This window comes from Enterococcus cecorum (assembly GCF_052119425.1).
GTDB classification, from domain to species: Bacteria; Bacillota; Bacilli; order Lactobacillales; family Enterococcaceae; genus Enterococcus_E; species Enterococcus_E cecorum_C.
The window spans coordinates 35,946-52,274 of record NZ_JBQKFH010000014.1 but is presented as its reverse complement, the minus strand read 5'-3'; the positions used below and the strand labels follow the sequence as shown (position 1 = coordinate 52,274).

32 protein-coding genes are annotated in these 16,329 nt (G+C 37.0%); 11 read left to right on the top strand and 21 right to left on the bottom strand.

Features of this window, described 5'->3' with window-relative positions; genetic code table 11:
• Positions 1 to 154 precede the first annotated feature (154 nt).
• From ACTQZM_RS05315 to ACTQZM_RS05265, 11 genes are all read left to right on the top strand, one after another.
• The gene (locus ACTQZM_RS05315; protein ID WP_441653111.1) at positions 155 to 403 is read left to right on the top strand and encodes a hypothetical protein; all 249 of its coding nucleotides are present in this window, start codon (positions 155 to 157) and stop codon (positions 401 to 403) included.
• A gap of 43 nt (positions 404 to 446) precedes the next feature.
• The gene (locus ACTQZM_RS05310) at positions 447 to 668 is read left to right on the top strand and encodes a hypothetical protein (protein WP_441653110.1); all 222 of its coding nucleotides are present in this window, start codon (positions 447 to 449) and stop codon (positions 666 to 668) included.
• 124 nt (positions 669 to 792) lie between these two features.
• Positions 793 to 990: a hypothetical protein gene (locus ACTQZM_RS05305; RefSeq protein ID WP_248626428.1), complete on the top strand. Its 198-nt coding sequence runs from the start codon at positions 793 to 795 to the stop codon at positions 988 to 990.
• Entirely contained in the window at positions 956 to 1,171 is a 216-nt protein-coding gene (locus tag ACTQZM_RS05300) for a hypothetical protein (protein ID WP_441653109.1), read from the top strand. The genes ACTQZM_RS05305 and ACTQZM_RS05300 overlap by 35 nt, the downstream gene beginning before the upstream one ends.
• Complete coding sequence (locus ACTQZM_RS05295; protein WP_441653108.1) at positions 1,168 to 1,422, top strand: hypothetical protein; 255 nt, start codon at positions 1,168 to 1,170, stop codon at positions 1,420 to 1,422. Before ACTQZM_RS05300 ends, ACTQZM_RS05295 begins: the two co-directional genes overlap by 4 nt.
• Positions 1,415 to 2,311, top strand: coding sequence for a phage replisome organizer N-terminal domain-containing protein (locus ACTQZM_RS05290; protein WP_441653107.1), 897 nt, complete (start codon positions 1,415 to 1,417; stop codon positions 2,309 to 2,311). The genes ACTQZM_RS05295 and ACTQZM_RS05290 overlap by 8 nt, the downstream gene beginning before the upstream one ends.
• A 240-nt stretch (positions 2,312 to 2,551) precedes the next feature.
• Complete coding sequence (locus ACTQZM_RS05285; RefSeq protein WP_441653106.1) at positions 2,552 to 3,397, top strand: ATP-binding protein; 846 nt, start codon at positions 2,552 to 2,554, stop codon at positions 3,395 to 3,397.
• A 16-nt stretch (positions 3,398 to 3,413) separates the two neighbouring features.
• On the top strand, positions 3,414 to 3,746 hold the full coding sequence (locus ACTQZM_RS05280) for a hypothetical protein (RefSeq protein WP_441653105.1): 333 nt from the start codon (positions 3,414 to 3,416) through the stop codon (positions 3,744 to 3,746).
• A gap of 139 nt (positions 3,747 to 3,885) precedes the next feature.
• The gene (locus ACTQZM_RS05275) at positions 3,886 to 4,242 is read left to right on the top strand and encodes a hypothetical protein (protein WP_441653104.1); all 357 of its coding nucleotides are present in this window, start codon (positions 3,886 to 3,888) and stop codon (positions 4,240 to 4,242) included.
• 133 nt (positions 4,243 to 4,375) lie between these two features.
• Positions 4,376 to 4,990 carry a hypothetical protein gene (locus tag ACTQZM_RS05270; protein ID WP_441653103.1) on the top strand — a complete coding sequence of 205 codons (615 nt, stop codon included), beginning with the start codon at positions 4,376 to 4,378 and terminating at the stop codon, positions 4,988 to 4,990.
• Positions 4,991 to 5,164: 174 nt separating this feature from the next.
• Positions 5,165 to 5,638, top strand: coding sequence for an ArpU family transcriptional regulator (locus ACTQZM_RS05265; RefSeq protein ID WP_441653102.1), 474 nt, complete (start codon positions 5,165 to 5,167; stop codon positions 5,636 to 5,638).
• 828 nt (positions 5,639 to 6,466) lie between these two features.
• Here ACTQZM_RS05265 and rplQ read toward each other — a convergent pair.
• The 21 genes from rplQ to rplP form a co-directional block, all read right to left on the bottom strand.
• Entirely contained in the window at positions 6,467 to 6,847 is a 381-nt protein-coding gene (rplQ, locus tag ACTQZM_RS05260; RefSeq protein WP_047242119.1) for a 50S ribosomal protein L17, read from the bottom strand.
• A 26-nt stretch (positions 6,848 to 6,873) separates the two neighbouring features.
• Positions 6,874 to 7,812: a DNA-directed RNA polymerase subunit alpha gene (locus tag ACTQZM_RS05255; protein WP_016250309.1), complete on the bottom strand. Its 939-nt coding sequence runs from the start codon at positions 7,810 to 7,812 to the stop codon at positions 6,874 to 6,876.
• Positions 7,813 to 7,889: 77 nt separating this feature from the next.
• Entirely contained in the window at positions 7,890 to 8,279 is a 390-nt protein-coding gene (gene rpsK, locus ACTQZM_RS05250) for a 30S ribosomal protein S11 (RefSeq protein WP_016250308.1), read from the bottom strand.
• 30 nt (positions 8,280 to 8,309) lie between these two features.
• Entirely contained in the window at positions 8,310 to 8,675 is a 366-nt protein-coding gene (gene rpsM / locus ACTQZM_RS05245; protein ID WP_016250307.1) for a 30S ribosomal protein S13, read from the bottom strand.
• An 18-nt stretch (positions 8,676 to 8,693) separates the two neighbouring features.
• Positions 8,694 to 8,810, bottom strand: coding sequence for a 50S ribosomal protein L36 (rpmJ, locus tag ACTQZM_RS05240; protein WP_002288710.1), 117 nt, complete (start codon positions 8,808 to 8,810; stop codon positions 8,694 to 8,696).
• A gap of 33 nt (positions 8,811 to 8,843) precedes the next feature.
• Positions 8,844 to 9,062, bottom strand: a complete 219-nt coding sequence (gene infA, locus ACTQZM_RS05235) for a translation initiation factor IF-1 (protein WP_002356224.1) — start codon at positions 9,060 to 9,062, stop codon at positions 8,844 to 8,846.
• A gap of 192 nt (positions 9,063 to 9,254) precedes the next feature.
• Positions 9,255 to 9,899 carry an adenylate kinase gene (locus tag ACTQZM_RS05230; protein WP_016250306.1) on the bottom strand — a complete coding sequence of 215 codons (645 nt, stop codon included), beginning with the start codon at positions 9,897 to 9,899 and terminating at the stop codon, positions 9,255 to 9,257.
• Between the two features lie 62 nt (positions 9,900 to 9,961).
• Positions 9,962 to 11,257 carry a preprotein translocase subunit SecY gene (gene secY / locus ACTQZM_RS05225; RefSeq protein ID WP_047242121.1) on the bottom strand — a complete coding sequence of 432 codons (1,296 nt, stop codon included), beginning with the start codon at positions 11,255 to 11,257 and terminating at the stop codon, positions 9,962 to 9,964.
• Between the two features lie 3 nt (positions 11,258 to 11,260).
• Complete coding sequence (rplO, locus tag ACTQZM_RS05220) at positions 11,261 to 11,701, bottom strand: 50S ribosomal protein L15 (RefSeq protein ID WP_016250304.1); 441 nt, start codon at positions 11,699 to 11,701, stop codon at positions 11,261 to 11,263.
• 44 nt (positions 11,702 to 11,745) lie between these two features.
• Positions 11,746 to 11,925 (bottom strand): 50S ribosomal protein L30, encoded by a 180-nt coding sequence (rpmD, locus tag ACTQZM_RS05215; protein ID WP_016250303.1) that lies wholly within the window; start codon positions 11,923 to 11,925, stop codon positions 11,746 to 11,748.
• A 13-nt stretch (positions 11,926 to 11,938) separates the two neighbouring features.
• Positions 11,939 to 12,439, bottom strand: coding sequence for a 30S ribosomal protein S5 (rpsE, locus tag ACTQZM_RS05210; protein ID WP_016184188.1), 501 nt, complete (start codon positions 12,437 to 12,439; stop codon positions 11,939 to 11,941).
• A 20-nt stretch (positions 12,440 to 12,459) separates the two neighbouring features.
• Complete coding sequence (gene rplR, locus ACTQZM_RS05205; RefSeq protein WP_016250301.1) at positions 12,460 to 12,816, bottom strand: 50S ribosomal protein L18; 357 nt, start codon at positions 12,814 to 12,816, stop codon at positions 12,460 to 12,462.
• Positions 12,817 to 12,877: 61 nt separating this feature from the next.
• A complete protein-coding gene (gene rplF, locus ACTQZM_RS05200; protein WP_248626162.1) occupies positions 12,878 to 13,414 on the bottom strand; it encodes a 50S ribosomal protein L6 in 537 nt (178 codons plus the stop codon).
• A gap of 28 nt (positions 13,415 to 13,442) precedes the next feature.
• The gene (rpsH, locus tag ACTQZM_RS05195) at positions 13,443 to 13,841 is read right to left on the bottom strand and encodes a 30S ribosomal protein S8 (protein WP_016184191.1); all 399 of its coding nucleotides are present in this window, start codon (positions 13,839 to 13,841) and stop codon (positions 13,443 to 13,445) included.
• 36 nt (positions 13,842 to 13,877) lie between these two features.
• Entirely contained in the window at positions 13,878 to 14,063 is a 186-nt protein-coding gene (locus ACTQZM_RS05190) for a type Z 30S ribosomal protein S14 (protein WP_016184192.1), read from the bottom strand.
• 18 nt (positions 14,064 to 14,081) lie between these two features.
• Positions 14,082 to 14,621, bottom strand: a complete 540-nt coding sequence (gene rplE, locus ACTQZM_RS05185; protein WP_016250299.1) for a 50S ribosomal protein L5 — start codon at positions 14,619 to 14,621, stop codon at positions 14,082 to 14,084.
• Positions 14,622 to 14,649: 28 nt separating this feature from the next.
• Positions 14,650 to 14,961, bottom strand: a complete 312-nt coding sequence (gene rplX, locus ACTQZM_RS05180) for a 50S ribosomal protein L24 (RefSeq protein WP_016250298.1) — start codon at positions 14,959 to 14,961, stop codon at positions 14,650 to 14,652.
• 34 nt (positions 14,962 to 14,995) lie between these two features.
• On the bottom strand, positions 14,996 to 15,364 hold the full coding sequence (gene rplN / locus ACTQZM_RS05175) for a 50S ribosomal protein L14 (protein WP_016250297.1): 369 nt from the start codon (positions 15,362 to 15,364) through the stop codon (positions 14,996 to 14,998).
• Between the two features lie 61 nt (positions 15,365 to 15,425).
• Positions 15,426 to 15,692, bottom strand: coding sequence for a 30S ribosomal protein S17 (gene rpsQ / locus ACTQZM_RS05170; protein ID WP_016250296.1), 267 nt, complete (start codon positions 15,690 to 15,692; stop codon positions 15,426 to 15,428).
• Between the two features lie 24 nt (positions 15,693 to 15,716).
• Entirely contained in the window at positions 15,717 to 15,905 is a 189-nt protein-coding gene (rpmC, locus tag ACTQZM_RS05165; protein ID WP_002288664.1) for a 50S ribosomal protein L29, read from the bottom strand.
• The gene (gene rplP, locus ACTQZM_RS05160; protein ID WP_016250295.1) at positions 15,895 to 16,329 is read right to left on the bottom strand and encodes a 50S ribosomal protein L16; all 435 of its coding nucleotides are present in this window, start codon (positions 16,327 to 16,329) and stop codon (positions 15,895 to 15,897) included. The genes rpmC and rplP overlap by 11 nt, the downstream gene beginning before the upstream one ends.

Below are 16,329 nucleotides of genomic sequence, written 5' to 3'. Positions count from 1 at the left end.
TTAGATGAATACGGCGGGGCGATGGTGTTCTTGAATGGCTTTAGAGAAATTTTATCGAAATACAACCTAACGCCCGAATTAATTGCCAATATTTTAGAAAGGGGTGCAGATTATGAACATATTCAGCCAAGAAGCAACGCAGGAATTGCAAACAATGATAACTGAAATAATTAGAAAAGAATTGCCTCTAGTGGTTGCTGAGGTAGTCAGGGAGCAAATACAGCCACAAGGATATATCAAGGCGGAAACGGTACGAAAAAAGATTCTAGACAATATAGCACCGCAGACGCTGGAAGAATTTAAAGCGCTGGGTTTAAAGTCTTACAAGATGACTAGCCCACGCATGACATTTTACAAGAAGGCAGACATAGACAAGTTTATGATGCAATTTGAACAAAAATAATAGACATATCGAGCGTACACAAGAAAAGAGAGGAAGGCTAAACATGAATAAATCAGATTTAGAATACTATCACAAACAACTAACACAAGCCATTGATAAACTGGCCACGCTTGCAGACTTTGACGAGTCTACAAAGTGCATTGAATGGAAAGACGGCAAAGAAATTCATTTGAATAAGTATGAAGTGATCAGGGAAATAGTAAAAGAAGTAATTAACGAATTGGAAGTAATCGAAATAGCTTGCTTTACAGAATTAGAAAGATAGGAGCATCGAGTAAATGAGTTTCAGGGCAATAAAAAAAGGCAACCACCCGACCAAAGGAAGAAGCCTTACAAGCTATAAAATGCTTTTATTGCCCTAATTTTACCAAATACAAGGGGGCATTTCAATGTATAAACGAAATATTTTACTAGGGCTATTAATAGGGCTAGGCATCGCGACCATCGCAACACCTAAAATTATTCTATTCATCGCTATTGTTGCGATGCTTTTATTGATACTAGATTTTGATGAATATCAATTGAACGATATTTTGAAGGGAGCTGATCAGCATGGAAAAAACCATTCAAACATTAAAGCTAGATAATAGAGAATTGATTGAGGAGTTAAACGAAATTAATTGCAGAAATGCAAATATTCTCAGAGAACTTCTTGAAAAAGCAAGAGATAGAGAAACAGGGCAAGTGCTAAAAGCACTATGTGACAACAACAGGAAATTAATCAAAGTAATTACAATTTTAGAATACTTAGAGGAGTTAGAGAAATGAATATTAAAGAACTTAGAAAAATCACTAGTACAGATAAATTCACAGAAATGCCACTATCAACACAAGCGTATTATTTTCATTTATTCATCAACGCCGACAAAGATAATTTTGTGCAAAATCCTAAAGCAATTCAAAGATTTTTAGATGCTGATGATGACGAGATAGAAATATTAGAACATGAAAATTATATTGTAAAGTATAAAAGTTATGGCGTAAGTTTGAATGATTTGAGGGAGATTTATAATGGCTAGTGTTAAAAGATTTTTTTGGTTGAAATTAAAAGAGGATTTTTTTAAACAAAAAGAAATTAAGCTATTGAGAAAAATAGCTGGAGGAGATACGCATACAATAATATATTTAAAGATTTTATTGTTGAGTTTAAAAAACAATGGAAAGGTATATTTTGAAGGTGTTACAGATAACTTTTTTGAAGAAATCGCCCTTGAAATTGATGAAGATATTGAAAATGTTGCTATTTGCATGAAGTTTCTAGAACAAAAAGGCTTGTTGATTTACGACACAGAAGACAGTGCAAGCCTTACAGCAATTCCAGAAATGATTGGTAGTGAATCCGAGTCAGCGAGACGAGTTAGAAAACACCGTCAGAATAAGGTTTTGCAAGAAAAAACGTCACAATGTAACGCTGGACCGTTACAAAGTAACAAAAATGTAACGACAGAGAAAGAACTAGAGAAAGAACTAGAGATAGAGAAAGAGAAAGAACTACAACAAGAGACAGATAAAAATCAAAAAGGGTTGTCGTTGTCGTTGTCGTTGTCGTTGTTGTTTGAATTTTGGGAGAGCAACGGTTTCGGAATGCTTGCACCAAAGACAAGGCAAGACCTTGCTTACTGGGTTAAAGATTTTCAAGAGATAGGAGCAACCGAACAAGAAGCGCTGGAACTCATTCAAGAAGCTTTGAACCTTGCTATTAACGCAAATGCACGACGCTATAACTATGTGAATGGCATTCTTAAAAATTGGGAGGCAAAACGCTATACAAACGTTAAGCAAGTCAATGCAGATCGTAAAGCAAGTGCAGGAATGCGAAAAGATATGACAGACAGACAGCGCGAAGATTATGAAAAAGTCGAGCGTGAAGCGATGGAGAACCCGAACAGTATATACAACGCGTTTTAGCGTTTAAAATCGTTTCTAAGGTGTTTTGAGTTTAACGAGTGTAATTATACTAGTTTAGATTTAAAACGCCTTAGAGAAGAAACTAGATAGCAAAATGCGCTAATTTCTCTAGAACATAATCACGGAATAAAGAAAAACGAGTTGAAATATCTTCCTAAGGGTATTACACCCCCTAAGCTAACAAATTGATTTTAAAACCTAACTACAGGGAAAAGACGATCAAAAAGGAGCGTGGGTATTTTGGAAATAGCAGAACCATTCAAGAATATGTACGGGGGCATTGTTGAAGCAGGTATTTGCCCCGTATGTGGTAACACTATGTACAAGTGGGCGAAACCTACCAAGACAGCGAAAAGAGATGGCGCGGTTTGTCCGAGATGCAAATATATTCAGCAAGCAACCGAACAGCAGAAGCGCGATGAAGAAATTTATATTCAAAAGCAAAAAGAAAAACAATTAAATTACATGAAACGCAATTCTATTGTGAATGATAATATAACATTGAACTATACTTTAGAAACTTACAAAAATGACAACAGAGAGAGCGAACAAGCGAAAATCAATGCTAAGTTTTGGCTAGAGGCATTAGAGAAAAGCCCCGTGCATATTGTGCTTACTGGGGGCACAGGAGTAGGTAAAACACATTTAGCGGTAGCCATCGCCAACGAGTACCTCAAACGGTCAGACTATACAAAGAAAGTTATAGTAATCAACTATAGGGAGCTTCTAGAACAATTGAAGATAGGTTTTAACGATCCTAAAGTATACAAGGAATTACAAGGCTATCTCATGCAGGAAGTGAAGAAAGCTGATTTTGTGGTTATAGATGATTTAGGCGCAGAACTTGGAGCAATAGAAAACCGAGCAACACCTACACAATACAATTTAGACACATTACAAAGCATTGTAGAAGCACGTTTGAACAAGGCAACACTATTCACAAGCAACTTTAATTCTAAGGAGTTGCGTTTAGCATACGGCGAGCGCATCTTTTCAAGAATTGTGAATAACTCAAGCTATAAAGGGCAACTACTAGCATTTAGATTTGTTAGAACACAAGATAGACGGGTTAAGAGTGATTTTTAAACAAGGAGGTAACGCGATGAAGCAATTAAACGATATTGAAACAAAAGTACTTGAATTAATTTCATATAGCGCAGACCGTCCGACATCATGCGAGCATATAGCAAATACAGCAGGCATTACAGAAAGGATAACAAAGAAAGTTATCAATAGCCTAATTTTGAAGGGCGTTCCTATTCTAGGCGGCAGGGGCGTAGATGGTAGAAAGTCAGGCTATTATATCCCACGAACAGAGGAAGAGCGACAAGACGGCTTGCGTTCATTTACTAACCAAATTAAAGAGATGATCAAGCGACAAAAGGCACTTGAAGCCATCGACCTTACAACATGGAGGAATGCAGAAGATGAATGATGAAAAACTAATTGAAAAGCTAAAAGAAAAACTTGAAGTATATGAATTTGAGGAAGCAGGAAGCAAAAAGCGATGCCGATTTGTGCAGACATAAAGTTACAACTACAAGAAATATGCTTAGATTGCTAGGAGTGAAAATATGAGTAAGAAAAAGTTTAGTTGTAGTGAAAGGGGTGTGTTGAATTTAATTCAGAATTTTAACATGCCTATTAATGATATGGCCCGAAAAGTAGGCACACACGAAAAGCTAGATAAGATAATAGGGCAACTGATTAGAAAAAAGGTTCGAGTGACTGTTAAAGGTAATAAGTATTTCATTAACGAAAATAGCAATGAATTAGCAACCAACAAACTCACAAAGGCGCTTGAGTTTGCAGAACAATTGAAGCGAGCCACATTATACGATGAACAAAGAGCGAACAAAGAAGAATTGCTATATATTGCAGATAATCAAATAACGTTACTCATGCAGGTTTTGCAATTGATAGAAGAGTAACCTAATAAAACCTAATATTTGAAAGGGGTGTTGCCTATGATTGTTTGTTAAAGTCCCAAAATAGGACATCAGGCAAAGAATACTACAAAATACTACTTTTAAAAATTAATAGCATTAAGGAGATAAGATAATTATGAAAAAAACAATTCTTGATCAATTTAAAAATATTAGAACATTGAACGAATATTATAGACAAGAAACAAAGAAAATCAATGATAATGTCAACTTGTCACAAGTAGGGAAAGATAATAAGATTGCTGAGTTGAAACAAGCTTACAATGAACAACTATTCAAATTTAAAAATGAAGTCAATAATATTTTAGGGCAATCATTGGAAAAATTGAACGCCCCTTCAGCGTCGGTTGCATCAAGTGACATCGCCTATCAAGTGAAATTGAACAACGCTTTACTAATGTTTAAAGATAATTTACTAACTGAAGAAATGGCGATGAATTACATTGAAGCGTTCAAAGATGACAAAGTAGCATTAAATGCTTTTAGCGCTTATACATCAAAAAGAAATGACGAATTAAGTATGAAATTATCTAATGCAATTTTTAGTATTGATGATAAGGCAGGAGCTATTCAGAAAGTGAAAAACTTAATGAATAGCATTGAAAAACTTGATGCAGACTATTTATTTAATTTAGATGCAGAGAATAACATTGTTGATAGTGATTTATATTTAAGTGGTTATGAAGATACAATAAACGCATTCAGCGATGATATGCAGACGGTTATAGACTAGGGGGCGATGCTACCCCCTACCCCTATTCTTTTGACCTTCACGCCGTCACTGCACATTTTTTCTCACGCGACTTTTTGAGCATAAAAATAGCCCTAGAAAACTAGGACTAAAGAAAAAAACTTGATTTCTAAGCTAAACAGCACTTGAATAAATTATATCATAAGGGGCGGTAATATGGCAAAGTTTGATTTGAACAAATACAAGAAAGACAATGAAAATGAAGTTGATTATCATAAAACTAAAGATAATTTAAAAGTATTTTTGAGCGCTTATTTAAAAGCAAGGGAGCGCGTAGGAATGCCAAGAGAGCCGAAAATAACCGCTACATTGTCAGAGATACCCGTTTCAAGCGGTAGAGTATCAAAAGAAGCAGAGGACATTCTTATTTACAACGAGCAGGCAAAAGAAGAATTTTTAGAATTACATGACTTATACATCAAAGGCTATTCAGCTATTCAAGTACCAAATTCAGAGGAACGGACGAAACGCAGGAAGAAGATTTTTTGTGATAATATGATAAGAGGATATGCTCAATTTGTAGTTGCGCAAAAGTATTATATTTCTGAATATACAGCGAACAGAGAACTAAGAGAGTCTGTTATTCAATTTTGCCAAGAACTGGACATAGTGGAATATAAAAAGGGTTAGCCAATTGACAGGCTAGCCCTTTAGTTGTAAATGTGTTTATTTGCTCCAAATTCCTTTGTATATATTTATCTGAGAGCATTCAAATAGCTAGGAAATATATTTATACCCCTAAGCACTCAACAGCCTAGAAACGTGTTTATTTAGGTTATCTGAGAGCATAAAAAAAGAGGTGACCGTCAGCACAGGGAGTACAAGCCCCCGGGGTGCCAGGATTACCTCTTTTCACTTATTATATCAGAATATGCATCTATTTCAAGCGATGGAGCTTCTTTTTGATTAGTTAGGGCAATTATACCATCGCCAAACAGAACGCTTTTAAGATGGCAACAAATAAAAAATACGGTCAACCGCTGAACAGTTGACCGCAACACACGAAGTACAATACACTTGATTGACAAATCTATTGTATCATTCAACTTCTTTCTTGTATACGCCCGACAGTTATTTTTTTGAACCACTTTTTGAACATCATTTTGAACCAAAAGACTATTATATTATATTTGTGTTTATTTATTTAAAAACCATAGAAATGCGCTTGTATCATGGGTTTGCTTGTGTTTGTTTATTTATGCTGAATAGAATGTTTAATACTTAGAATTATAATACTTTCAAAATTTTCTGCACGCTAAAAAGCCCGGTATGTAAAGTTTATCCTTTACATACTGGGCAAAAAAATAAACGATTGAAAACCAACCGTCTCATACAAATATCTTATGATGAGTGCTTACCCTCTGATGACAACTCACCAGAGGGTAGCGACGAGCTAGACTCGGAAAGTAGTAGCACTTCCAACATCATAACACTCAAAATTACAATAGTGTCAACTTATTAAACAAGTTCTAAGATAACCATTGGTGCAGCATCTCCACGTCTTGGCTCTGTCTTCAAGATGCGAGTATATCCACCATTACGGTCAGCATAACGAGGAGCGATATCGTTGAATAATTTTTGTAATGCAGATTCAACTACGATTTCTTCGCCTTCTTCACGCACGCTAGCGATTTCGTTACGTACGAATGCAGCAGCTTGACGACGAGCATGTAAATCTCCGCGTTTTCCTAAAGTAATCATTTTTTCAGCAGTAGAACGTACTTCTTTCGCACGAGCTTCAGTAGTAACAATACGTTCGTTAATGAATAAATCAGTTGTTAAGTCACGTAACATCGCTTTACGTTGAGAAGATGTACGTCCTAATTTACGGTAACTCATTTAGTTTTCCCTCCCTCAATGAAAGATTAATCGTCTTTACGTAAACCTAAACCTAAATCATGTAATTTATTCTTCACTTCTTCTAAAGATTTGCGTCCTAAATTACGTACTTTAATCATTTCAGGTTCAGACTTGTTAGTTAATTCTTGTACAGTATTGATACCTGCACGTTTCAAACAGTTATAAGAACGAACAGATAAATCTAATTCTTCAATCGTCATTTCTAACATTTTTTCTTTTTGTGTTTCTTCTTTTTCAACCATGATTTCAGCATGACGCGCTTCATCAGTAAGGTTCACAAAAATATCTAAATGTTCAGTTAAGATTTTAGCTGCTAAACTCATTGCGTCTAGCGGTTCGATTGATCCATCAGTCCAAATTTCCATTGTTAACTTGTCGAAATCATCACGACGACCTACACGTGTGTTTTCAACTTGATAGTTTACACGACGAACAGGTGTGTAGATTGAATCAACAGGAAGAACACCGATTGGCATATCTTCAGTTTTGTTTTCGTCAGCTTGAACGTAACCACGACCTGCTTTCACTTTTAGGCGAGCACGGAATGTAGCACCTTCACTGACTGTACAAATGTACATATCTTTGTTTAAGATTTCAACATCAGAATCAACGATAATGTCACCTGCAGTCACAACTGCTGGACCAGTAATATCGATTTCTAAAGTTTTTTCTTCAGATCCGTACAATTTTAAGGCTAAACCTTTAATATTCAAGATAATTTGAGACACATCTTCACGAACACCTACAATTGTAGAAAATTCATGTTGAACTGTATCAATTTGAATACTAGTAATAGCAGCCCCTGGTAATGAAGATAAAAGGATACGACGTAGAGAGTTCCCTAAAGTAGTACCATAACCTCTTTCTAAAGGTTCGACAATAAACTTGCCATAATCTCTTTCTTCATCAATTTTTGAAATTCTTGGTTTTTCGAATTCAATCATTCTTATCACTTACCCCTTTCAAAACGAAAAGTGTCTTGTTCAATGACTAATAGTTAACTCAAAATGAGCAGCACTCATTAAACACGACGGCGTTTTGGAGGGCGGCATCCATTATGAGGAACTGGAGTTACATCACGAATTGCAGTTACTTCTAAACCTGCAGCTTGTAATGAACGGATAGCAGCTTCACGTCCTGAACCTGGGCCTTTAACAGTAACCTCTACAGTTCTTAATCCGTGTTCCATTGCTGATTTAGCTGCTGTTTCAGCTGCCATTTGCGCTGCGAATGGAGTTGATTTTCTGCTTCCTTTAAATCCTAATGCACCCGCTGAAGACCAAGCTAATGCATTACCATGAACGTCAGTAATCATGACGATAGTATTGTTAAATGTTGAATGAATATGAGCAACACCAGATTCAATATTCTTTTTGACACGGCGTTTACGACTCACTTTTTTTCCTGCCATGAAGTGTTAACCTCCTTCACTAATTATTAATTATTTTTTCTTACCTGCAACTGTCTTAGTAGGACCTTTACGAGTACGTGCATTGTTCTTAGTGTTTTGACCACGAACTGGTAAACCACGACGATGACGCATTCCACGGTATGAACCGATTTCCATTAGACGTTTGATGTTAAGGTTAACTTCACGACGAAGATCACCTTCAACTTTTAATTTATCCACTTCAGCACGGATAGCATCTGTTTGTTCGTTAGTTAAGTCACGTACGCGAACATCTTCAGATACACCAGCGTTAGCTAAAATTTGTTTAGCAGTTGTTGTACCAATACCGTAAATGTATGTTAATGAAACAACAACACGTTTTTCACGAGGAATGTCTACTCCTGCAATACGAGCCATATTATGTTACACCTCCAATTATCCTTGACGTTGTTTGTGTTTTGGATTTGCTGGGCAAATCACCATAACGCGTCCTTTACGACGAATTACTTTACAATGTTCACACATTGGTTTTACTGATGGTCTTACTTTCATTGATAATACCTCCTAATGATTTACGGAGTACAATTACTTAAAGCGGTAAGTAATACGACCGCGAGTTAAGTCATATGGTGATAACTCAACTGTTACCTTGTCACCAGGTAAAATACGAATGTAGTGCATTCTAATCTTACCAGAAACGGTAGCAAGCACTTGATGGCCGTTTTCTAACTCGACTTTAAACATTGCATTCGGCAAAGTTTCGACGACTGTACCTTCAACTTCAATCATATCTTCTTTTGCCACGCACAGTACCTCCTTGTACATTTTCGTACCTTACATACGATAAAATGGCGGAATTAGCTTCCACCTGAGATTCTCAAAACAATGCTTCTAGTAAAAAATAATACTAGAAGTCGGACTCAAATATTATACCACATATCCTACCAATATATCAAGAGAAAGTTCTAATTCAAGTTGGCATGTACGCGACTTTGATTAATCGATAATTGCTTGTACATCTTTAAATACAGCATCAATATCGCGATTACCATCAATTGATTTTAATAAACCTTGCTCTTTATAATAAGCAAGAATTGGTTCGCTGTTTTTAATGTTTACAGCCAAACGATTTTTCACAGTTTCTGGCTTGTCATCATCACGTTGATAAAATTCATGACCACCGCAACGATCACATGTACCTTCAACCTTTGTTGGCTTAAATACTTTGTGGAAACTTGCACCACAACTACGACACATATAACGACCAGTCAAACGTTCAACTAAAACTTCTTCAGGAACGTTGATATCAATTACTGCATCAATTTTCTTACCTAGATCAGCTAACATTTCATCTAATGCTTTTGCTTGATCAAGTGTACGTGGGAAGCCATCTAATAAGAAACCATTTTTAGTATCATCTTGGGCTAATCGCTCTTTGACAATACCATTGGTTACTTCGTCAGGTACTAAATCCCCACGATCCATATATTCTTTTGCTTTCAAACCAAGTGCTGTTTGATTGGCAATTGCTGCTCTAAACATATCACCTGTTGAAATTTGTGGAATTTGGTACTCAGCAATGATTTTCTCAGCTTGGGTTCCTTTTCCAGCTCCTGGTAATCCCATTAAAATGAGGTTCATGCCTAATTCCTCCTATAAGTTTATGAATAGTGTTGAGGAAAAACCCCAACACTTCATGAACTTTAATTGATAAAACCAGTATATTTACGTTTCAGCATTAAGCCTTCAAGTTGTTTTGCAGACTCTAAAGCAACACCGATAACGATTAATAGACTTGTTCCTCCCAAGCCAATTGAACCTGGTAATTGCCAAACCATTTGCGCGATAATTGGTAGTAAAGCAACAACCCCTAAGAATAGTGAGCCGACTGTACTTAAACGCATTAATAATCCAGAAACATATTCTTCAGTACCACGACCTGGACGGATACTTGGAATATAGCTTCCTTGCTTTTGAAGATTCTCGGCAAGTTTTTCTGGATTCACTTGCACAAAGGCATAGAAGAATGTGAAACCAACGATTAATACTGTATATAAAGCTGCACCTGGCACAGTATTATAACTGAATAATGTTGTCACCACTTGATACCATTGTTCATCACTATGAGAGCTTGCCAAGGCCTGGATAATTGCACTTGGCGTTGTTAAAAACGAACTTGCGAAAATTACTGGGATAACCCCTGCGGCATTCACTTTTAATGGTAGATAACTACTTGTTGGTGCCCCAGTCATCCGTTTAGTATATTGAATCGGAATTTTTCGTTCAGCTTGTTGTACATAGGTTACAAAAGTCACAACGATTAATACAATCAAGATTAATGCCAAGGCAAATAATGCTGATTTCCATAATTGGCTTGATTCAATATTGATGAAATAATCTTCTACAATTTCTTTAATACTACCTGGCATTTGAGCAATGATACCTGCGAAGATAATCATTGAAACCCCATTACCAATCCCTTTTTCAGTAATTTGTTCCCCTAACCAAGTCACAAACATTGTTCCAGTAGTTAAGATAAAACCAATTAAAATGAAAGTAGTTACTGTTGGATTTTTAACGAAACCTAATTGTGTAAAGTAGTTAAAACCAGCAGTAATCGTTACTGATTGGGCAAAGGCTAATACCAAAGTAATATAGCGAGTAGCTTGGTTCAATTTTCGTCGACCAACTTCCCCTTGTTTAGACCATTCTACAAATTTAGGCACAATGTCCATTTGTAGTAATTGCACAATGATGGAAGCTGTGATATAAGGAGATACCCCCATGGCAAAAATTGAAAAGCGTTGGATTGAACTACCACTTACTAAATTAAGCATATTTAGAAATGGTAGATCAGCAATGCTCTGTAAAGATGCCGCATTTACTCCCGGAATAGTAATATGAGTACCTACACGGAAAATAAATAAGATAAACACTGTAAACAGAATTCTGGATCGGATGTCTTTTACTTTAAAAGCGTCCTTCAGCAATTTAAGCATGCGTTAAATCACCTCGATTGATCCACCAGCAGCAACAATTGCTTCTTCTGCGGCTTTTGAGAACTTAGCAGCTTTAACTGTTAATTTCTTAGATAATGTTCCGTTTCCTAAAACTTTGATTCCAGCTTTTGCATCTTTAACGATTCCAGCTTCCACTAAAGCTACAGGAGTTACTTCAGCACCATCTTCAAAACGGTTTAAAACGTCTAAGTTAACAACAGCGTATTCTTTGCGGTTGATATTAGTAAATCCACGTTTTGGTAAACGACGGAACAATGGCGTTTGTCCCCCTTCAAAACCTAAACGTACACCACCACCTGAACGAGCTTTTTGCCCTTTTTGTCCACGTCCTGCTGTTTTACCGTTACCTGATGAAGTTCCACGACCAACACGATTACGTACTTGACGAGAACCTTCTGCAGGTTTTAATTCATGAAGTTTCATGTATTTGGCACCTCCTTAATGAATAAGTATAAATTTGTTTATAATTAAATTTCTTTAACGTCCACTAAGTGAGAAACAGCTTTGATCATACCTTTAACTGCATCGTTAGCAGGTTTTACTACTGAGCTGTTTACTTTTGTTAGACCTAACGCTTGAACAGTTTTGCGTTGGCTTTGAGGACGTCCGATAACACTGCGTTTTAAAGTAATTTTTAATTCAGCCATTATTTAGTCCTCCTTAACCGATTAATTCTTCAACTGATTTACCACGTAATGCAGCAACTTCTTCAGCGCGTTTTAATTGTTTCAAACCTTCAATTGTTGCACGTACAACATTGATTGGTGTGTTTGAACGTAAAGATTTAGATGCGATATCAGCGATACCAGCTAATTCTAAGACAGCACGAGTTGGACCCCCGGCTACAACCCCAGAACCTTCTACAGCTGGTTTCATTAAGATGCGTCCACCACCAAAAGTTCCGATAACTTCATGAGGGATAGTAGTCCCAACCATTGGTACTTCGATAAGGTTTTTCTTAGCATCTTCAACAGCTTTACGGATTGCTTCTGGAACTTCTTGAGCTTTACCAGTACCAAAACCTACATGTCCGTTTTTGTCACCGACAACAACTAAAGCTGCAAAACGTAAACGACGTCCACCTTTAACAACTTTTGTTACACGGTTAATCGCTACAACGCGGTCTTCTAATTCCAAATGTTTTGGATCAATATAAACCATGAATGGTGTTCCTCCTTCTATTAAAATTCAAGTCCATTTTCGCGAGCTGCTTGAGCTAAAGCTGCTACACGGCCATGGTAAAGGTATCCACCACGGTCAAAGACTACATTTTTAATACCTTTTGCTGCAGCACGTTCTGCTACTAATTTACCAACAGCTTGTGCTTGTTCAGTTTTTGTTCCACCTGAAATTTCTTTATCTAAGGCAGAGGCACTTGCTAGCGTCACACCCGCTACGTCATCAATAATTTGAGCGTAGATGTTTTTATTAGAACGAAAAACGTTCAAGCGTGGGCACTCAGCAGTACCAGAGATTTTGTTACGTACACGACGATGTCTCTTTTGACGTGTTTTATTTTTGTCTGGTTTTGTAATCACAATTGTCACCTCTTTTATTATGCTGGCCTAAGCCGCGAATCGTAAACAATGTTGTTTACGATTATTTACCAGTTTTACCTTCTTTACGGCGTACATATTCACCAACATAGCGAATACCTTTACCTTTATAAGGTTCTGGCGGACGAACACCACGAATGTTCGCTGCAATTTCACCTACAGCTTCTTTGCTGATTCCTTTAACAACAACTTGTGTGTTAGATGGAACTTCAAATGTTACACCTGCAGGAGCAGTAATTTCAACAGGATGAGAGTAACCTACGTTTAATACAAGTTTTGAACCTTGTAATTGTGCACGGTACCCAACCCCGATTAATTCTAATGCTTTTTGGAAACCTTCGCTTACACCAACAACCATGTTATGGAAGATTGCGCGAGTAGTTCCGTGAATTGTTTTCATTTCTTTTGAGTCATTTGGACGAGTGAAAGTCACTTCGTTACCTTCGATATTCATTTTGATATCTTCTGAGAAAGTACGAGTTAATTCACCTTTAGGACCTTTGACTGTAATTTCGTTTCCGTTTTGTTTGACTTCCACACCTTGAGGAAGAACAACAACTTTATTACCGATACGGCTCACTATCAGACACCTCCTCGTTGATTAATTCTTACCATACGTAAGCGACAACTTCGCCACCGATGTTTTTAGCTCTAGCTTCTTTATCAGTGATTACACCTTCAGAAGTTGAGATAATTGCGATCCCTAAACCATTTAATACTTTAGGTACTTCGTCAGCTTTTACGTAAGCACGTAAACCTGGTTTTGAGATACGTTTTAAGTTAGTGATAACACGTTCGCCGTTTTTACCGTATTTTAAGAACACACGGATTACGCCTTGTTTGTCATCTTCGATATATTCTACATCACGTACGAAACCTTCACGTTTTAAGATTTCAGCGATGTCACGTTTGATTTTTGATGCAGGTACTTCTAAAACTTCATGTTTAACCATGTTTGCATTACGAATGCGAGTTAGAAAATCTGCAATTGGATCTGTCATGACCATTAGATGATTTACCTCCTTTATGCGAATTTAACTTTTTTACCAGCTAGCTTTCTTCACGCCGGGAATTTGACCTTTATAGGCAAGTTCGCGGAAGCAAATACGGCAAAGTTTAAATTTACGATAAACTGAATGTGGACGTCCGCAACGTTCGCAACGAGTATATTCTTGAGTTGAGAATTTTGCGGGGCGTTTGTTTTTAGCAATCATTGATTTTTTAGCCACGTAGTTCGCCTCCTTTTATTATTTTGCAAATGGCATGCCTAATTGTGTTAACAACTCACGAGATTCTTCATCTGTTTGAGCTGTAGTTACAATTACGATATCCATACCACGTACTTTATCTACTAAATCGTAGTCCACTTCAGGGAAGATTAATTGTTCTTTCACACCTAAAGTGTAGTTTCCACGTCCGTCAAAGGCTTTTTTGCTTACACCGTGGAAGTCACGCACACGTGGAAGTGAAACAGTAACTAATTTATCTAAAAATTCGTACATTCTTTCACCACGTAAAGTAACTTTCGCACCGATTGGCATTCCTTCACGTAAACGGAAACCAGCGATTGATTTCTTAGCTTTAGTAATTAAAGGTTTTTGACCTGAAATTAATTGTAATTCTTCAACAGCTTTATCTAAGTTTTTAGCGTTTGATACAGCATCACCAACACCCATGTTGATAACAATCTTTTCAACTTTAGGCACTTGCATCACTGAGCTATATTCAAATTTTTCCATTAAAGATGGAACAACTTCTTTTGTATATTTTTCTTTAAGGCGGTTCATTCAGTAAGCCCCTCCTTCCTTATTTTTCTTATTTATCTAAAACTTCACCGGTTTTCTTAGAAACGCGGACTTTTTTGCCATCAACTTCTTTGTAAGCAACTTTTGTAGGTTGTCCGTTTGAAGGATCGATTACCATTACGTTAGATACGTGAATTGGCGCTTCAACTTCAACGATTCCACCTTGAGGAGCAGCTTGAGAAGGTTTTTGGTGTTTTTTCACAATGTTTACACCTTCAACGATGACTTTATCTTTTTTAGGTAGGGCAGCTAAAACTACGCCTTCCTTATTTTTGTCTTTTCCAGTGATAACTTTAACTTTATCGCCTTTTTTAACAAACATCTATCTTAGCACCTCCTTATGTTTTATTGACCTATTATAATACTTCTGGTGCTAGTGAAACAATCTTCATGAAGTTGTTTTCGCGTAATTCACGAGCAACTGGTCCGAAGATACGAGTTCCACGTGGGCTCTTATCATCACGGATAATTACCGCAGCATTTTCATCAAATTTAATATATGAACCGTCTGCACGACGAGCTCCTGATTTTGTACGAACGATAACGGCTTTAACAACGTCACCTTTTTTGACAACACCACCTGGCGTTGCTTGTTTAACCGTAGCAACAATCACGTCACCGATATTGGCAGTTTTACGGCCAGATCCGCCTAAAACTTTAATCGTTAGGATTTCACGAGCGCCTGAGTTATCAGCAACTTTTAAACGACTTTCTGCTTGGATCACGATGTGTATCCTCCTTTCAGATTTGACAATATTTGAAATCTATATAGGAAAATCTCGTTGATTAAATAATCACTGCTTTTTCAACAATCTCTACTAGACGGAAACGTTTTGTAGCTGATAATGGACGAGTTTCCATAATTTTCACGATATCTCCAACTTTTGCTTCATTGTTTTCATCGTGAGCTTTGTATTTCTTAGAATAGTTCATACGTTTACCATAGATTGGGTGGTTACGTTTTGTTTCAACGACAACAGTAATGGTTTTATCCATTTTGTCAGAAACCACACGTCCTTGATAAACTTTGCGTTGATTTCTTTCTTCAGTCATACGATGAATGGCCTCCTTCCACGATTACTTAGCTTGTTCACGCAACACAGTTTTGATGCGTGCAATCGATTTACGTACTTCTTTGATTCGTGCAGTGTTTTCTAATTGGCCTGTAGCTAATTGGAATCTAAGATTGAACAATTCTTCTTTTAATTGTTTTTCTTGATCTAGCATTTCGGCAGTGGTTAATTCTCTGATTTCTTTAACCTTCATTCGATTCACCACCCATTTCCTCACGTTTTACGATTTTAGTTTTTACTGGTAATTTGTGAGAAGCAAGACGTAAAGCTTCACGAGCTACTTCTTCAGGAACGCCAGCTACTTCAAACATGATTTTGCCGCGTTTAACTGGTGCAACCCAACCTTCAGGTGCCCCTTTACCAGATCCCATACGTACCCCAATCGCTTTGGCAGTATAAGATTTGTGAGGGAAGATTTTAATCCATACTTTCCCACCACGTTTCATGTAACGAGTCATAGCAATACGGGCTGCTTCGATTTGGCGGTTGGTAATCCAATGTGATTCAACTGCTTGCAAACCGTATTCACCAAAAGTAACTTCTTTACCGCCTTTAGCTTCACCACGCATTTTACCGCGGAATTCACGACGGTGTTTTACACGTTTTGGTACTAACAT